General features: G+C 67.2%; 15 protein-coding genes. 8 read left to right on the top strand and 7 right to left on the bottom strand.

Annotated features, from left to right (window positions below):
• The first annotated feature begins 5 nt into the window (after positions 1–5).
• The 3 genes from AC0IXR_RS13825 to AC0IXR_RS13835 all read left to right on the top strand — a co-directional run bounded on the left by AC0IXR_RS13825 (position 6) and on the right by AC0IXR_RS13835 (position 1,877).
• Complete coding sequence (locus tag AC0IXR_RS13825) at positions 6–551, top strand: hypothetical protein (RefSeq protein WP_471761126.1); 546 nt, start codon at positions 6–8, stop codon at positions 549–551.
• A 10-nt stretch (positions 552–561) separates the two neighbouring features.
• The gene (kdsA, locus tag AC0IXR_RS13830; RefSeq protein WP_311274458.1) at positions 562–1,419 is read left to right on the top strand and encodes a 3-deoxy-8-phosphooctulonate synthase; all 858 of its coding nucleotides are present in this window, start codon (positions 562–564) and stop codon (positions 1,417–1,419) included.
• 104 nt (positions 1,420–1,523) lie between these two features.
• On the top strand, positions 1,524–1,877 hold the full coding sequence (locus AC0IXR_RS13835) for a hypothetical protein (RefSeq protein ID WP_056434083.1): 354 nt from the start codon (positions 1,524–1,526) through the stop codon (positions 1,875–1,877).
• Between the two features lie 145 nt (positions 1,878–2,022).
• Here AC0IXR_RS13835 and queF read toward each other — a convergent pair whose 3' ends face one another.
• On the bottom strand, positions 2,023–2,490 hold the full coding sequence (gene queF, locus AC0IXR_RS13840) for a preQ(1) synthase (protein ID WP_471761127.1): 468 nt from the start codon (positions 2,488–2,490) through the stop codon (positions 2,023–2,025).
• Positions 2,491–2,838: 348 nt separating this feature from the next.
• Here queF and eno point away from each other — a divergent pair, with 348 nt between their 5' ends.
• From eno to AC0IXR_RS13855, 3 genes are all read left to right on the top strand, one after another.
• Positions 2,839–4,128 (top strand): phosphopyruvate hydratase, encoded by a 1,290-nt coding sequence (eno, locus tag AC0IXR_RS13845; RefSeq protein ID WP_471761128.1) that lies wholly within the window; start codon positions 2,839–2,841, stop codon positions 4,126–4,128.
• A 164-nt stretch (positions 4,129–4,292) separates the two neighbouring features.
• Positions 4,293–4,709 (top strand): thiol-disulfide oxidoreductase DCC family protein, encoded by a 417-nt coding sequence (locus AC0IXR_RS13850; protein ID WP_056434091.1) that lies wholly within the window; start codon positions 4,293–4,295, stop codon positions 4,707–4,709.
• Between the two features lie 110 nt (positions 4,710–4,819).
• Positions 4,820–5,476 (top strand): DUF1345 domain-containing protein, encoded by a 657-nt coding sequence (locus AC0IXR_RS13855; RefSeq protein WP_471761129.1) that lies wholly within the window; start codon positions 4,820–4,822, stop codon positions 5,474–5,476.
• Positions 5,477–5,489: 13 nt separating this feature from the next.
• Here the strand turns inward: AC0IXR_RS13855 and AC0IXR_RS13860 are convergent, their stop codons facing one another.
• The 6 genes from AC0IXR_RS13860 to AC0IXR_RS13885 all read right to left on the bottom strand — a co-directional run bounded on the left by AC0IXR_RS13860 (position 5,490) and on the right by AC0IXR_RS13885 (position 13,141).
• The gene (locus AC0IXR_RS13860) at positions 5,490–6,401 is read right to left on the bottom strand and encodes a WecB/TagA/CpsF family glycosyltransferase (RefSeq protein ID WP_471761130.1); all 912 of its coding nucleotides are present in this window, start codon (positions 6,399–6,401) and stop codon (positions 5,490–5,492) included.
• Positions 6,398–8,431, bottom strand: coding sequence for a GumC family protein (locus AC0IXR_RS13865; protein WP_471761132.1), 2,034 nt, complete (start codon positions 8,429–8,431; stop codon positions 6,398–6,400). Before AC0IXR_RS13865 ends, AC0IXR_RS13860 begins: the two co-directional genes overlap by 4 nt.
• 363 nt (positions 8,432–8,794) lie before the next feature.
• Positions 8,795–9,631, bottom strand: a complete 837-nt coding sequence (locus AC0IXR_RS13870; protein ID WP_471761133.1) for a polysaccharide deacetylase family protein — start codon at positions 9,629–9,631, stop codon at positions 8,795–8,797.
• Positions 9,628–10,440 carry a class I SAM-dependent methyltransferase gene (locus tag AC0IXR_RS13875; protein WP_471761134.1) on the bottom strand — a complete coding sequence of 271 codons (813 nt, stop codon included), beginning with the start codon at positions 10,438–10,440 and terminating at the stop codon, positions 9,628–9,630. The genes AC0IXR_RS13870 and AC0IXR_RS13875 overlap by 4 nt, the downstream gene beginning before the upstream one ends.
• A gap of 257 nt (positions 10,441–10,697) precedes the next feature.
• Positions 10,698–11,783: a DUF6492 family protein gene (locus tag AC0IXR_RS13880; protein WP_471761136.1), complete on the bottom strand. Its 1,086-nt coding sequence runs from the start codon at positions 11,781–11,783 to the stop codon at positions 10,698–10,700.
• Positions 11,780–13,141, bottom strand: a complete 1,362-nt coding sequence (locus tag AC0IXR_RS13885; protein ID WP_056434104.1) for a lipopolysaccharide biosynthesis protein — start codon at positions 13,139–13,141, stop codon at positions 11,780–11,782. The genes AC0IXR_RS13880 and AC0IXR_RS13885 overlap by 4 nt, the downstream gene beginning before the upstream one ends.
• A 368-nt stretch (positions 13,142–13,509) precedes the next feature.
• On the opposite strand from AC0IXR_RS13885, the gene AC0IXR_RS13890 reads away from it, so the two are divergent.
• Both AC0IXR_RS13890 and AC0IXR_RS13895 read left to right on the top strand, forming a co-directional pair.
• On the top strand, positions 13,510–14,586 hold the full coding sequence (locus AC0IXR_RS13890; RefSeq protein ID WP_471761137.1) for an endo-1,4-beta-xylanase: 1,077 nt from the start codon (positions 13,510–13,512) through the stop codon (positions 14,584–14,586).
• On the top strand, positions 14,583–15,548 hold the full coding sequence (locus tag AC0IXR_RS13895) for a glycosyltransferase family 2 protein (protein WP_471761138.1): 966 nt from the start codon (positions 14,583–14,585) through the stop codon (positions 15,546–15,548). The genes AC0IXR_RS13890 and AC0IXR_RS13895 overlap by 4 nt, the downstream gene beginning before the upstream one ends.
• Positions 15,549–15,561 lie beyond the last annotated feature (13 nt).

The raw sequence follows: 15,561 nt of genomic DNA on the forward strand, positions 1-15,561 counted from the left end.
GGCCCATGAAAGCCCGATCCTTCCCATCCATCGCCTGCCTCCTGACCGCCATCGCCTTGTCCTCGACACCGGATCCGGCGACAGCGGGCGATTCCTGCGATCGACTCACCGCACGGATGATCCGGGCCACCGGCGCGTCTCTGGCCGGGCGCGAGGCGTCCCTCGCCGTGTTCCGCGCCGAGGATGCCGATCGCATGAGCCTCGATTGCCGGGCGCCGGCGCGGATGGCGTTCGGGGCACGGGATCAGGCGCCGGCCGGAGCCTTTTTCGTCCTAATCGGCCTGGCGGCGGAAGGGCTGGTGGGTGCGAAGGCCGGCAAGGTCGAGGCCCTGGCCCGCACCCTCCATCGGGAGTCTCGCCTTACGGGGGTGCCGCAGGCGGGACAGGCGGGGAACGCGGCCGTGCGATGCGAGACGAGCGGGCAGGGGCTCGCCGATACCCTCGGCCTGGGCGGCGCGGCGCCCGACCTCACGCGCTGCATGCTCACCCGGCATCGTCGGACGATCCTTCGCCGTCGCGCAGGCCTTTTCGACGGGGCTCAGTTGGGCTAGACCGGGCGCCATGTCTGAACCCGCTCGCTCACCCGCCGGTCCCGTCGTGATGGCGGGGTCCACCGCCTTCGCCAACCACCTGCCCTTCGCGCTCATTGCCGGCCCATGCCAGCTCGAGAGCCGCGACCACGCCATCGAAATTGCCGACGCGCTCAAGGGCATGACCGACCGTCTCGGGATCGGCCTCGTCTTCAAGGGCTCGTTCGACAAGGCCAACCGGACCTCCGGCTCCACCGCGCGCGGTCTCGGCCTCGCCGGGGCATTGCCGATCTTCGCCGACATCAAGGAAAGGTTCGGTCTCCCGGTCCTCACCGACGTCCACGAAGCATCGCAATGCGCGCCGGCGGCGGAGATCATCGACGTCCTCCAGATCCCGGCCTTCCTGTGCAGGCAGACCGACCTGCTCCTGGCGGCCGCCGCCACCGGCCGCGTGGTGAACGTGAAGAAGGGCCAGTTCCTCGCCCCCTGGGACATGGCTCATGTCGCCGCCAAGGTCACGAATGCCGGTAATCCCAACGTGCTGGTCACCGAACGGGGAGCCTCGTTCGGCTACAACACCCTCGTCTCCGACATGCGCAGCCTGCCGATCATGGCCCAGGTGACGCACGGTGCGCCGGTGGTGTTCGACGCGACCCATTCGGTGCAGCAGCCGGGCGGGCAGGGCGCCACTTCCGGCGGGCAGCGCGAGTTCGTGGCGGTGCTGGCCCGTGCCGCCGTGGCGGTGGGCGTCGCTGGCCTGTTCATCGAGACGCATCCCGATCCGGATCATGCCCCGTCGGACGGTCCCAACATGGTCCCTCTCCGGGCGATGCCGGCGTTACTGGAGACCCTGCAGGCTTTCGATCGCTTGGCAAAGTCGAGCGGCTGACCGAGTCACGCCCCTCGGAATCGTTCGACCAGACGTGACAATGGAACCGACCTGCCCATACTTCGTTGTTTTGGCTTAAGCACAGCGACGATTTGAGGAGCTCCATGCGCAAGTTCGCACTGATCACAGCCGTCACCCTTTCCCTCGGCGCCATGGCTGCCGGGACGGCAGCGGAAGCCCGCCCCGGACATGGTCACGGCTACGGTCGCGGCGGCCATGGCGGTTATGCCCACGGCGGCTACGGCCATCGTGGCTACGGAAACCGTGGATACGGCAATCGCGGCTACGCCTACGGTGGCGGGCATCGCCGTGGCATCGGGACCGGCGCTGCCGTCGGCCTTGGCATCGCTGGCTTGGCGGCTGGCGCCATCGCAGCCGGCGCCGCCCGCGATTCCTACTACAACAATGGCTATGGCCGTCCGGCCTATGGGCGACCCGCTTACGGCTACGGCTACTGAACCGAGCTAAGTCACGCGTTCTCGAAGGGCGGCCGGTTTTGACCGGCCGCCTTTTTTCTTGGCCGCTACGATGCCACGCCAGCGTGAGAAGCTGCCTCGATGCTCAAGCTAGAGCCGGAAGATCGTCGAAACGGGCACGGGCTAATCAGCCGCGCCCGCGATATGGCGCGATCCCCTGGTCCGGGAGCCAGAGCGTTTTCGGCGGCTCGCCGGTCTGCCAGAACACGTCGATGGGGATACCGCCCCGCGCATTCCAATAGCCACCGATGCGGAAATACCGGGGCATGAGGAGATCGACGAGCGTCATGCCGATCCCGACCGTGCAATCCTCATGGAATGCGCCGTGATTGCGAAACGAGCCGAGATAGAGCTTCAGAGATTTGGATTCCACGAGCCAAAGATCCGGCACGTAGTCGATCATCAGGATGCCGAAATCGGGCTGGCCGGTCACGGGACAGATCGAGGTGAATTCGGGGGCGGTGAACCGTGCCAGATAATCCGTTCCCGGATGAGGGTTCGGCACCCGGTCCAGGCGCGCCGTCTCGGGGGAGGCGGGCAGGGGGGTCGGCTGGCCGAGCTGAAGAGATTCGTCGGAGGAGGGTGGGTTGGTCATGTCCGCCGCTATAGCGCAGGCTGCGTGCCAGGGAAACCTCCACCCCGGAATGCTTCATGAAATCAACGGCCTAGTCTCCTGGCTGCAAGGTCCGCCCCGACCTCGGTGAGAGAAGCGGGGTGGGGGACCACAACCCGTGAAGCGGAACGTCTCGTAACCTAAGCAAAGATTTCTGACCGACCGGCGAGCTTCATCGGCGAGGGGCGCTTGCCGGATGCGGCACGTTGACGGATAAGCCTGCCCTGTATCAGACCGGTCCATAGGGCGCGCTCGCCGACGGCGCACGCCCGCGGGACGATGACGACATGGCCGGATACCGGCCGCAACATCTTGAGAGCAGGGGCACGCATGACCGCGATCACCAACATCGCCGCCCGCGAGATCCTCGATAGCCGGGGCAACCCGACCGTCGAAGTGGACGTCCTCCTCGAAGACGGCTCCTTCGGCCGAGCCGCCGTGCCGTCCGGCGCCTCCACCGGTGCCCACGAGGCGGTGGAGCTGCGTGACGGTGACAAGGGTCGCTACAGCGGCAAGGGCGTGCGCAAGGCGGTGGCCGCGGTCCGTGGCGATATCCTCGACGCCATCGGCGGCATGGATGCCGAGGATCAGATCGCCGTCGACGAGGCGATGATCGAGCTCGACGGTACCCCCAACAAGGCGCGGCTGGGTGCCAACGCCATCCTCGGCGTATCCCTGGCGGTCGCCAAGGCAGCGGCCGAGACCGCCGGCCTGCCGCTCTACCGCTATGTCGGCGGAACCCAGGGGCGGGTGCTGCCGGTGCCGATGATGAACATCATCAACGGCGGCGCGCATGCCGACAACCCGATCGACTTCCAAGAATTCATGATCATGCCGGTGGGTGCGTCCTCGCTGGCCGAGGCCGTCCGCATGGGCGCCGAAGTGTTCCACACCCTTAAGAGCGCCCTCAAGAAGGCCGGTCACAACACCAATGTCGGCGATGAGGGTGGTTTCGCCCCCAACCTCCCCTCGGCCGAGGCCGGGCTCGACTTCGTGATGGAATCGATCCAGGCGGCGGGCTTCAAGCCCGGCACCGACATCGTGCTCGCCCTGGACTGCGCCGCCACCGAGTTCTTCAAGGACGGTGCCTACCATTACGAAGGCGAGGGCCAGACCCGCTCGATCGAGGCCCAGGTCGATTACCTCGCCAAGCTCGTGGATTCCTACCCGATCCTCTCCATCGAGGACGGGATGTCGGAAGACGACTGGGCCGGCTGGAAGCTCCTGACCGAGAAGGTCGGCAACCGCTGCCAGCTCGTGGGCGACGATCTCTTCGTCACCAACGTCACCCGCCTGTCGCGCGGCATCGCCGAGAACACCGCCAATTCGATCCTCGTGAAGGTCAACCAGATCGGCACCCTCACCGAGACGCTGGCCGCCGTCGATATGGCGCAACGCGCCGGCTACACCGCCGTGATGTCGCATCGTTCAGGCGAGACCGAGGATTCCACCATCGCGGATCTGGCCGTCGCCACCAATTGCGGGCAGATCAAGACCGGCTCGCTCGCCCGCTCGGACAGATTGGCCAAGTACAACCAGCTCATCCGCATCGAGGAAGGCCTCGGCGCTCAGGGCCGCTACGCCGGCAAGGCCGCCCTCAAGGCCTTCGCCTCCCGCTGACGCGCGGGGGGCGTCCCGAAACACGGGTGCTCCTCCGTCATCACATTGAAAGACGGCCACACCTCCGCTTCCATCGGGGGTGTGGCCGTTTCGCTTGTATCGGCGTTGTCCCCGGACACGGCCTCCCTCTCTGGAGCCGATGAAGAGGGACATAACCGCCCACCATGACCCCACCCGCCGCACTGACCGTCTATTACGACGGGGCCTGTCCGCTCTGTTCCGCCGAGATCCGGACCTACCGGCGTAGTCGCGGGGCCGAACGCCTCGCCTTCGTCGATGTCAGCGGCGACGACGCCCCCGCCACGCTCGGCCCCGATCTCAGCCGCGAAGCCGCGCAAGCACGTTTCCACGTCCGGGACGATCAGGGGCGTCTCGCCTCCGGGGCGTCGGGCTTCATCCGGCTCTGGCGCGAGTTGCCCGGCTGGGGCTGGCTCGCAGCCTTCGCGAGTCTGCCCGGCATGCCGATCCTGGCCGAGGCCGCCTATCGCGGGTTCCTGCCCCTGCGCCCTCATCTCGCCAAACTGTTCTCCCGGTTCTCGGGGACCTCCTGCGACACCGCCTGCCGCCCACCCAAGGCGTGATACCCGGCCGTCCGCCGGGCCTCGGTGAGCGCAACTCTCTTCACGGGGATGCGATGACCGCTTGGCGCGATCCGGCGTTATAGCCGGGTGCCGTAGCGCGAGTCCCATCGATGCAGAACCCCATCCAGGCCTTCCTGCTGCGCCCGCGGCTTCTCGGGGCGATCGTGTTCGCAGTGGTGCTGTCGGTGGCCCTGCCCTTCGCGTCGCTCTGGACGCGCCTCCTCGTCGGCTGGTGCGTCGGCGTCGTCGTCTACACCGCCCTCGTCATCTGGCGGACCTCGTCCCTGTCGCGGGACGCCCTGCGCCAGGAAGCCTCGCGGCTCGACGACAGCGCACCGGTGATCTCGCTCTTCGCCATCCTGGCAGGGCTCGCGAGTTGCGGCGCCGTGGCGATGCTGGTGATCGGAGGACGGGAGCCAGACGCTCCGCGCCTTGCCCACCTTGCCCTGGCGATCATGACGATGCTCTGCGCCTGGGTCTTCGTGCAGGTGATCTTCACCGTGCATTACGCCCATCTCTATTACGGTGAGGTCGACGAGGGTCGGAACCGTGGCGGAATCGACTTTCCCGGCGGAGAGGAGCCGGATTTCTGGGACTTCCTCTACTTCTCCGTCACCATCGGGGCGACCTCACAGACCTCCGATACCGACATCACCAGTAAGGCGTTCCGCCGGATCGTGACGGCGCAGACGATCTACGCCTACCTGTTCAACACCAGCGTCCTGGCTCTGGCGGTGAACATGGCCGCGGGCTTCGCCCAGCAGTGAACCTCGAAGGGGGTCAGGACCCCTTCACCCGTGTCGCGACACGATCGCCGTCATCGGTCGCAGTCCGGACGATCGTCTGGCCGTGATCGACTTGGCCATCACTCGCCCGGCTGTCTCGTGCCTTGTCTCGACGCGTCCGCCAGCGGTCGCCGCTGCGTGTGAGCATGAGGTAGAGCGAGTGCGGATTGGTGAGGAAGTAGCGCCAGAACAGGCGCCGGGGCTCCTGCAGCAACCGCCAGAGCCATTCGAAACCGGTCCGCTGGACCCAGGCCGGCGCCCGGCTGCGGCTTCCGGAGAGAAAGTTGAACAGGCCGCCCGACGTCTTGATGAGGGCGACGTTCCGCAGGAGCGGACCGTGATCGCGCACGAAGGCCTGCTCGCGCGGTACCCCGAGGGCGATCCAGAGAATGTCCGGCGCCAGGGCGTCGATTTCGGCGACCTTTGCGGCCAACGCGTCGCCCACGAGGTAGCCATGGTGGTGACCGACGATGCGCAGCCCTGGATACAGGCGCTGTGTCGTCGCCACCGCCGCGCGGTTCTCGTTCTCGGTGGCGCCATAGAGATAGAAGGTCACGCCTTCCGCCAGGGCCTTGCGGGCGACCTCGTGATAGAGGTCGGTGGTGGCGACCCGTTCGGGCAGGGCCCGGTCCCCGACGAAGCGGGACATGGTCACCATCGGCTGTCCGTCGGCGCTGATGACATCCGCCATGTCCATCAGCCGGGCGAACTCAATGTCGCGTGCGTGCCGTGACATCACCTCGCCATTGGCCGAGGTGAAGTAGAGGGGCGTTCCGGGGCGCGGATGACGGCGCACGGCCTCGGTCATCAGATTCACGGTCTCCCGCATTCCCAGAGCCGCGATCGATACGCCGCCGAGAGAGGTCAGGGGAACCGGTTCGGGCAGAACCGGAGACGGTGTCGTCATCGTGCCCCTCCGATCAGCGCGGCAGCGCCGGACACGCTGAACGATGCGGCAGAGGCACGCTTGACCGATGGACGTTGTCCCGGATCGGGTTTGTCGAAAGGCTTCTTCGGGGCCTGCTCGGGCTCGGGACGGGAGACGGTTCTAGGCGGCGGCACCGGCTCCGACGGACGCCTTGGCTCCACTCGGACGGGGGGCTCGATGGCCGGCCTGTTCTCCGGGTCCCTGGCTTTGCCACGGATGAAAGCCATCGCCGACCGCCGCGGATCTGGCAGATCTGGCGCGCGGAAGGCGGGCGGGCTCACCGGGATGCGTCTATCCTTCGGAATACCCGCCGGAACCGGTGCATCGGCCGAACGGGACATCTCGACCGGCTTGGATTCGCGGCGCGGCTCGGTTTCGCGGCGCGGCTCGGGCGGCCGGGCGGGAATGGGAGCGGGGGCTGGCCCCGCAACCTGCGCCGGATTGAAGGCTTGGACCGGCTCCGACACGGGAGCCCGCTTGAAAGCCTGGGCCATCTTGGGAGCCGGCTCCGGCTCTCGTGCCGGACTGGCGGCCTTCACCGCCATGGGGGGCTCAGCGACCCTGGGCCCACGGACAGGGTCCGACCGGCCGAACCGGGCCCAATCGTCGAGCAGGGCGAGGAGAATGCCGAGCCCGAGCCCCGCCAGGAGACCCATCGCAATCAGCGTCCGCGCCGGGGGCGGGAAGCTGCGCATGATCGGCTTCGTCGCCGGAGAGACGACCCGGGCATTGCCCATGTCGAGATAGGCCTGCTGGCCGGTCTCGCGCGAGCGGGTGAGGAAGGCTTCGTAGACCGAGCGGCTGGCCTCGGCCTCCCGTTCGAGTTCCCGCAGGCGGATCGACGCCTGGGCGAGACCGACCGTTCGGCCCTTGGCTTGATCGAAGTTCTTCTCCAGGGCCGATGCGGTGGCGCGCGCCTTGGCGAGGTCGGTCTGCGCCGCCTGTGTGAAACGGGAGACCTCCTGATCGATGGAGCGGCGTGCCTGGGTGACCTGCTTGACCATGGAGGAGACGGAAGGATGGCGCGGCCCGAGCTCGTTGGTGAGCTCGGCCTGACGCCGGGTGAGGTCCGCGTATTGGCTGCGCAGGGCAGCCACGGTCTGCGAGGAGAGGATATCGTCCGTCGCCCCGGCATCCAGCCCGGCGCGGGCAATGCGCTGGCTCTGTTCGACGCGGGCCTGCGCCTCGACCACCCGAGCGCGGGCGGCGGCGAGTTGCGCGTTGATCTGCGTCAGCTGCTGATCGCTCACGAGGGCGTCGCGGGTGCCGACGAGCCCGGTCTCGGCCCGATAGGCCTGAACCCGATTCTCCGCGGCGTTGAGCGCGGTGCGCAATTCGCCGAGCCGCGCCGTGAGTCCGGAATTGGCGCGGTTGGCGGCCTCCGTCCGGGCGGCGGCATCCTCGGCGAGATAGGCGGCCACCACCGCGTTGGCGAGGCGCGCAGCCTTCGCCGCATCCCGCGCCCAGACCGAGACGTCGATCACGTAGGTCCGCCCCGTTCGGCGCACGGAGATGCGCTGCTGCAGGAGCCCGACCGCCGCATTCGCGTCGCCCTCGTCATCCGAAGGCGCATCCTGACTTCCGAACCCCAGGGCAGCGACGACCTTCGAGACCATCCCGCCCGACGCGGCCGTGAATTCGTCGTCCCTGGTGAGGCCGGTGGCATCGACGACCCGGCGCAGCACGCTGCTCGAGGTGATGAGACGGGTCTGGCTCTCCACCACGCTCTGATAGGCGTTGGAATCCTGGCCGCCGGTGGTCAGTTCGCGGGAGACGAGGTTCAGGTCGCGCGGGTCGATATAGATCTGCGCCTCGGCGGTGTAGCGCGGGCTCAGCAGCTTTCCCCCGACGAGGCCGATCCCGGCCAGGACGAGCGCGCAGGCGAAGATCCAGACGATGCGTCGGCGCAAGGCCGAGAAGACACCCCCGACGGAGAGGCGATAGCCGTCGCGTACCGGCTCGGCCGGGCCGGGCCTGCCGGATGCAGGGGGATCGTCGTAGACCAACATCAATCGCCTCCCACCATCACGGAGTTCCGAGAAGACACGAGCCCCGGCGCGCCCCGGGATTGCTGGTGTGACGATCCCGCTTCGGTCCGTTCGTGTCCCGAGCCGGCACAGTCCGTAGAGCGCGCGGCCGAATGCACGAGGGAATAGCAACTGCGAGTCCAAATTAGATTAAATTCTCAGGCGGCCCTCAACGAATGCGCAACAACGCGGAACGATGATGAATCACGTCTTTACACCTCCCGCCGGAATTGGATGGGACGCCTGAAGACACGCCTTCGTCATGGCACCGGACAGGACAAGAAGCCTCGGATGCGGGCGGGCTCACGCGTCGCGTGGGCCGTTCTTCGAGAGCTGCATCGAGGTCTAGCCCGAAAGGCGGGATGCCTCTTCCACCGGGCGCCGTTCCCCAGCGACGCCAAGGGCCCGCGCCATCCCCTCCGCCATCGAGACCACCGGGATGCCGCGCCGGTTCGCGGCCAGGAGAGTGGCCTCGAGCAAGGCGGGGGAGCAGCCGTAGGGGCTTGCCCCCTCGGTCACGTCATGGCCGAAAAAGATCACCCAGCCGTTACGGGCCACCGCCTCGTCCATCAGACGCGCGAGGAGAACGGCGTCGAGGCAGCGGTCGAAGAGCGGGTTGGCGCGCAGGAAATAGCGGTCGATGCGTCCGGCATTCAGGCCCGGCATGATGCTGCGGCCGGATCCATAGGTCCGGCTCAGCACGCGCTTTGCGGCCAGCGACGCATAGCCGTAGGGAAAGGCGAAATTCTCCAGCACCAGTCCCGGCACGAGGGAAGCGAGCGCATCCCGGTTACGCCGGAGATCCGCGGCGAAGCGCGGTGCGTCGAGGGTGGGCACGAGGCGGTGATCATGGGTATGGCAACCGATTTCGTGCCCGCGGCGATGGATCTCCGCCAAGGCCTCGACGCCTGCGACCCGCCAATGCTCGGTGGCGGTGCCGAGGAGGGTGCGGGAGACGTAGAACGTGCCTTTCACGCCATGCGCGTCGAGGAGGGCAGCGCCCGTCTCGCAGGCACTGTCCGGCACGTCGTCGAACGTGACGCTCACCATCGGGCCAGGCAGGCGGGGAAGTAAGGGAGCGGTCGGGATATGCCGCGACAGACGATGCGAGAGCCGCGCCCGGAAGGAGAGCTGCGCCTTGAGTTCGGTCACGTCGCGATCGAGGATGGCGTCGGGGGTCATTGCGGTGTCGGATGCCCGGACCGCTTGCGCAGCATCAGGTGATAATCACCGCGCTGCAGGTTGAAGCGCCGCCCCGTCACCCTGTTCACCACATCGGTCACGCCGTCGGTGAAGGCGGCGAGGCGCGGACGGCATATCCGCATCTCCGCATAGCGCGGGCTCTCGTAGACATGTTCGTAGATCGGCTCGAGCCCGAGGCGATCGAGGAACGGCTTCAGCCGGGCCGGCAGGACGAGCGGGTGATAATGGACTGGAAATGGAGGTTCGCCCGGCTCGCCCGCCCGCTCGTGACCGCGGATATGGCGATAAAACCAGACGTGGAACCAATGCGGCGAATATTTCGTCACGAGGCCGGAGAGCGACCGCGGATGCGGTGCGCCGATCAGCAGGAGACCGCCGGGCTTCAGGCATTCGGCGAAGCGCTCCATCGCCGCGCCGACATCGGGCAGATGCTCGATGACGTTGTAGCTCGTCACGAGGTCGAAGGTCAGGGGCGTGAAACGGTGGGTCTGGACGTCGCCGCAGATCACCGTATCGGCATAGCCGTTGTTGCTCACCTGGGTCGGGTCGATATCGACCACGGTCACGCGGGAGCGGCGCAGCACCGAGACCGGAAGATAGGAGGATGCTCCGCCGCCGGCCTCGTAGACCGAGACCTCGCCCGCCGGAAGCAGTTCCTCGAGAATTTCGTGGACCTTCGCGAGGCTGAACCCGGCCTCGCCCGCCGGCATCTCCGTGTCCTGGTGGAGGTCCTCCCGCCCGACCTGCCCCGCCATGGAGGCGGTGTCGTCCTGTGCCGTGGCCTTCATGCTCCGTCTCTATTCCGTCGTGATGGGGCGAGACGGAAGCGAAGACTTCTGCGAGGGCATGGGAGAGAATCCGCCTTCCGGAAAGTGCGTCGACCGTGCTCTCGCACATGACACGGCAAATCTTACTTTTCCAAGTACCGGGCGCGGGGAAACGTGTTCGCGCGCCTGTCGGTCCCTTTCATCATTCATCACCCGCGAGGGATTTGCCTCGGCGTGCGATATGCCTCAGCAAGTCGAGGCGCAGGCGGAATGAAGCCTCAGGCCGCTTCCGTCCGCAGCTTGGAACGCTCTTCTCCACCCTCGGCACGGAACGCGTCGATACTGGCGCGGATGGTGGAGAGCGGCGTCGATCCGAAGGACTGGATGCAGAAGGCTCGCTCCGTCGGCGTGGCGACGTCCAGCATCGCCAGGATATCGGCCTCGCTCAGGGCGTCGTCGTCCCAATGGGTCCGGCAGAAGCTCTGCGTCGTCACCGCATGCCGCGCCATCACCGAGGGCGTGTTGGTGACGAAGGTGCCGTAGATCATGTATTCTGAAAAGTGGCGGTCCCGGCACAGGGCGGCGACCCAGCCACGGCCGGTCACCGCCTCGATCCGGTCGGTCATCGCCCGTGTCGTTGCCTGGTCCCAGATGATGATCTGGTCGATGTAATCGTCGGCGGGTACGCTTTGCGGCTTGGTGGCGAGGAGCCGGCTCGCGGTGCCGAGCCATTGGATGTGGCGTGGCCGGTTGGCTCCGACACCGCCGGGATGGACGTGGAACGGCGTCGGATTGGGCTCGGCCAAGGCGGCGAGGTCGAAGTCCCGGAAGAAGCAGACGTCGGAATCGATCAGGCAGTAGCGTGCCTCCGGCAGCCTGCGCGTGGCCTCGATCTTGACGAACTGCTGGATGTGCCAGCCGCTGACCGGCTTACCGAACGGCGTGAGCCAGTAGCGGAGCCGGCGCCGACGCAGGAACGGGATCGGCCTGATCCACCAGGGCAGGAACTGCGACTGCGGCAGGATCCGCCGGTCGGGACGGGCAAAGCGCGCAAACAGCGCCACGTCCCTGTCGTCGACGAGGACGTAATGGCAGCCGCGCGACGCCGCGTGCCGATCGATGCTCTCGAACAGCAGGGCGCATCGTTCCAGATCGCCCCGGTGGCTGAGGGTGATCAGGCCCACCGTCTCGGCTCGGTCCTGCTCGGCCCGGCCCTGCTCCGCGGCTGCGAAGGCACGATCTCCGGTCTCGGCCTTCATGCGCACCTCCTCCGATCCGCCGCCCTTCATCGGGGGGACCGATGCGCCGGGAAGGGTGAAGGCTTCCGTCATCGGACCGCGCCTGTCATGGGATGTCGCGATCACGGTGCCGTGTTCCGCCACAAAAGACCGTAGAGGGTAAAGAAGGAGAACGCGTAGATCGCGACATAGATCGCGTTCAGCCACAGGCTCCACTGCGCCGGATCGGGAAGTGCCGTGAGAAGCAGGGCGAAGCCCAGGGCCTTGAGGGCGATGAGGGTCGCGGTGACGCCCGCGCGCAACCCCATCCGACCGAAGGCGAAGAACAACTCGCCATGAAATTCCAGAAGATTGCGCACCGCCGGCACGGCGACGATGACGGCGAGCATGCCGTAGGCCGCCGATACGTTAGGACCGAGAAGGTCGGGGCGGATGTGCAGGACCGCGACCATGAAGACGAGGGCACCGGTCGAGACGACCGCCACCATCGCTTCCACCTTCAGAGATTCGCGCAGGCTCGCCCGGGTGGCGCGGCCGGCCTGGATGAGCTTACGCGAATACATCATGAACATCGGCCGCAATGGCACACCGGTGAAATCGATGAGCCGCATCGAGATCGCGTAGATACCCGCCATGCGCTCGCCGGCCAGCGTCAGGACGATGAGTTTGTCGATCTCGCCCTGAGCGAGGAACATGAAATAGGAGGCGGCAAAGAGCAGCCCGTCGCGCAGCCGGCCCTTGAGCAGCGCCGCGCGGAACCGCATCCGCGTGCGCGGATGGAAGCGGATGGCGAGGACGACGACCGAGACCGCGTTACCGACGAGATAGTATACGGCCCAGGTTTCGGCGTTGCCGCCGCCCGCAGCCCAGAACGCCACGGCGGCGGCGGCGCGGAAGCCGATGGGAAGCGACATCACCGTCGCCGCCGCGGCGTAGCGGCCGAGCCCGTTATTGACCTGGACTAGGAGCTCGATCTGGCGCCAGAGCGCCACCTCGACCACGATGATCGCCAGGTAGCCGGGCAGGGCGATCACGTCCCGGAACAGAAACGCGTAGAGAGCCAGCGAGAGGCCGAACATGATCGGCAGGGCGAGTCCGAAACAGGCATAGTAGACGGCGAGATATCCCCCCATCGACGAACGCCTTCCGGCCGCCGACCGCATCACGAAGGATTGGAAGCCGAACCCCGCCAGACAGCCGATCATCACGCCCGCCGCCGAGACGGAGGCGAAGACCCCCATTTCGGCGAGGCTCAAGGTGTTGGCGAGAACAAGGAAATAGACCATCTGAAGCACGAGGCGCCCACCCGCCCCGGCCAGAAGCTGGCCGTAACCGATCAGCACGGTGCGGTGGGTCGCCCACGCGCCGGCGACGAGACGCATGGGCGTGCGATGCAACTCTCCGATGCGGCGTCCCACACCGGGTCGCCCGGCAGGGAGCGCCGGCGCGACGGGCGTCGGATTTCGGGACAGTTGGGCGGTCATGGCCGAGGCTTCCGCAGGGCCCGTGCCATGGCGCGGGAAAGAGAAGGGCAGGCTCCGTCCGGAGCGGTCGGGCTGGAGAGATGTCCTATCCTGGAGAACGGGGCGCCGTCATACCCTGGTGATCGGCGTATTCCTGCCGAGGGCACAAGTCCTGGTGAACACCACGTCCTGATGGACCCATAGGTCTCGGCTGTCGGATCGCGGGAGGCATCCCACAAGGATGGATGCATCGCAGGGTCATCCGTGACGGATACCATTCCCTGTTCGGCTCAGAACCTGTGTACGGACCTGAACTTGCAGAACTCCCCACTATCTCCCGGCGGGATGTGCCGTTTTGGGCGACTTCTCACTCTTCCCAGGATCTCGGCATGAAACAGGGCCCTCCCCATCGCCGGTCCGTCCTCAAGGGAGCGCTGGGCGGCATCCTTGGGCTGGGAGGCGCGCTCGCCCATCGCGCCGCCGTCGCCTCTCCGCGCAAAATCCCATTCGGGGCGGCGGTTCGCGGGGACGCTCTCGCGGCGGATGCGAGCTATCGCGCCGCCCTGGCGGAGAGGTGCCGCTTGCTGGTCCCGGAGGGCAGCCTGAAATGGCCGGTCCTGCGGCCCAACCGGGAAACGTTCGATTTCGGGGATGCCGACACGATCGCCGCCTTCGCCCGTAGCAACGGACTCGGCCTGCGGGGTCACACCCTGGCCTGGTACGGCGGCATGCCCGCCTGGGCGGAGGCGATCACGAGCCCCGTCGAGGCCGAATGGGTGCTGACCAGCCATATCGAAGCGGTGGTCTCCCGCTATCGCGGCTTCATCGGATCCTGGGATGTGGTGAACGAGCCGATGCCCGAAAATCCGGTCTCGCCACGGGACTTGCGCTCCTTCGTCTGGACGAAAACCCTCGGCGCCGAGTACATCCCCATCGCCTTCAAGGCGGCTCATGCCGCCGATCCGGCCGCCCAGCTCGTCCTCAACGAATACGACATCGAATTCGTCGGACCGCGCTTCGCCATGCGCCGAGCCGGCATCCTCGCCATCGCACGCTCCCTCGTCGATCGAGGTATCCCGATTCATGCCATCGGATTGCAGGCCCATCTGTTCGCGGATCGGGAGATCGACCGCGACGGCCTCCAGGCTTTCCTGCGGGAGATCAAGGCGCTGAAGCTCGACGTTCTGGTCACCGAACTCGATGTGATCGACGTGGGACTGCCGACCGACGCCGCCACCCGAGATGCGATGATCGCGCGCAAGGCGGCCGATTTCCTCCACGCGGTGGACGAGGTGACGCCGCCGAGCGCGGTCCTTACCTGGGGTATTACGGATCGTTATACCTGGGTACCGATATACTTCACCCGACCCGACGGCACGGCGAACCGGCCGCTCCCACTGGATTCCGACCTGAGGCCCAAGCCGCTGATGACCGTGATTGAGCGCTTCACCGGAAGCGCGTCGTGAAGGCGCGCGCCAATCCATTCGACGCGGTGGTCTGCGTCCCGACCTTCAAACGGCCGGAGCACCTCGTCCAGACCCTCGCCTCCCTGGCGCGTCAGCGGACCGGCTTCCGCTTCGCCGTCGTGGTGGTGGACAACGACGGCGCGTCGCAGGCCGGCTTGGCGGCCGCCGAGGCGGTGTTCGCGAAGGGACCGCTCCAGGGCCAATGCGTGGTCGAGCAGCGCCAGGGCAATTGCTCGGCGATCAACCGGGCCTTCACCACTGCCCTCGCGGCCTATCCCGACACCCGTTATTTCCTGATGATCGACGACGACGAGCTGGCACAGCCCGACTGGCTGGAGCGCATGGTGGCCACGGCGCAGCGCACGGGGGTCGGCATCGTCGGCGGCCCGGTGATCCCGCGCTTCGAACCGGGAACACGGCCCGGCCTCGACAACCACCCCGCCTTCGCCCCCGCCTACGACAAGAGCGGGCCGGTTCCGGTGATCTACGGCAGCGGCAATTGCGTGATTACGCGGCGCACCTTCGCGCTGATGGGAGCTCCACCCTTCGACACGAGCTACAATTTCCTCGGCGGCGGCGACACCGACTTCTTCACCCGTGCCCGCCGCTCCGGTGTGACCTTCTACTGGGAGGCGGATGCGGTCATCACCGAGACGGTGCCTCTCGCCCGCACGCGGACGGGATGGCTCGCCGCACGCGGCCTGCGGATCGGGGCCGTCAATTACCGGATCGAGCGCAAGCATGCGCAGGGCAGTCTTGGTCTCGTGACCCTGGCCGGCAAATCCTTTGCCATCCTCGGGGTCTCGTTCGGACGCGCCATCCTCAATCTGGTCCGGACACGGGAGCCCACCATCGCCCTGCACCCGATCCTCGTGGCCCTCGGGCGCTGCTTCGCGGCCCTGGGCATCGAACCGCAGCCCTACCGTGCCAGCACCCCGCGCCTGCGGACTCGCGGGAGATGAAGGAGGCGGATCG

This window comes from Methylobacterium sp. AC832 (genome assembly GCF_979256025.1).

What these genes read in the sequence shown, in the direction of transcription:
- AC0IXR_RS13825 (WP_471761126.1), top strand. Translation starts at nt 6, where the DNA reads ATGAAAGCCCGATCCTTCCCATCCATCGCCTGCCTCCTGACCGCCATC.
- AC0IXR_RS13860 (WP_471761130.1), bottom strand. Translation starts at nt 6,401, where the DNA reads ATGACGACACCGTCTCCGGTTCTGCCCGAACCGGTTCCCCTGACCTCT.
- queF (WP_471761127.1), bottom strand. Translation starts at nt 2,490, where the DNA reads ATGACCAACCCACCCTCCTCCGACGAATCTCTTCAGCTCGGCCAGCCG.
- AC0IXR_RS13885 (WP_056434104.1), bottom strand. Translation starts at nt 13,141, where the DNA reads ATGACCGCCCAACTGTCCCGAAATCCGACGCCCGTCGCGCCGGCGCTC.
- kdsA (WP_311274458.1), top strand. Translation starts at nt 562, where the DNA reads ATGTCTGAACCCGCTCGCTCACCCGCCGGTCCCGTCGTGATGGCGGGG.
- AC0IXR_RS13875 (WP_471761134.1), bottom strand. Translation starts at nt 10,440, where the DNA reads ATGAAGGCCACGGCACAGGACGACACCGCCTCCATGGCGGGGCAGGTC.
- AC0IXR_RS13855 (WP_471761129.1), top strand. Translation starts at nt 4,820, where the DNA reads ATGCAGAACCCCATCCAGGCCTTCCTGCTGCGCCCGCGGCTTCTCGGG.
- AC0IXR_RS13870 (WP_471761133.1), bottom strand. Translation starts at nt 9,631, where the DNA reads ATGACCCCCGACGCCATCCTCGATCGCGACGTGACCGAACTCAAGGCG.
- AC0IXR_RS13850 (WP_056434091.1), top strand. Translation starts at nt 4,293, where the DNA reads ATGACCCCACCCGCCGCACTGACCGTCTATTACGACGGGGCCTGTCCG.
- AC0IXR_RS13835 (WP_056434083.1), top strand. Translation starts at nt 1,524, where the DNA reads ATGCGCAAGTTCGCACTGATCACAGCCGTCACCCTTTCCCTCGGCGCC.
- AC0IXR_RS13865 (WP_471761132.1), bottom strand. Translation starts at nt 8,431, where the DNA reads ATGTTGGTCTACGACGATCCCCCTGCATCCGGCAGGCCCGGCCCGGCC.
- AC0IXR_RS13890 (WP_471761137.1), top strand. Translation starts at nt 13,510, where the DNA reads ATGAAACAGGGCCCTCCCCATCGCCGGTCCGTCCTCAAGGGAGCGCTG.
- eno (WP_471761128.1), top strand. Translation starts at nt 2,839, where the DNA reads ATGACCGCGATCACCAACATCGCCGCCCGCGAGATCCTCGATAGCCGG.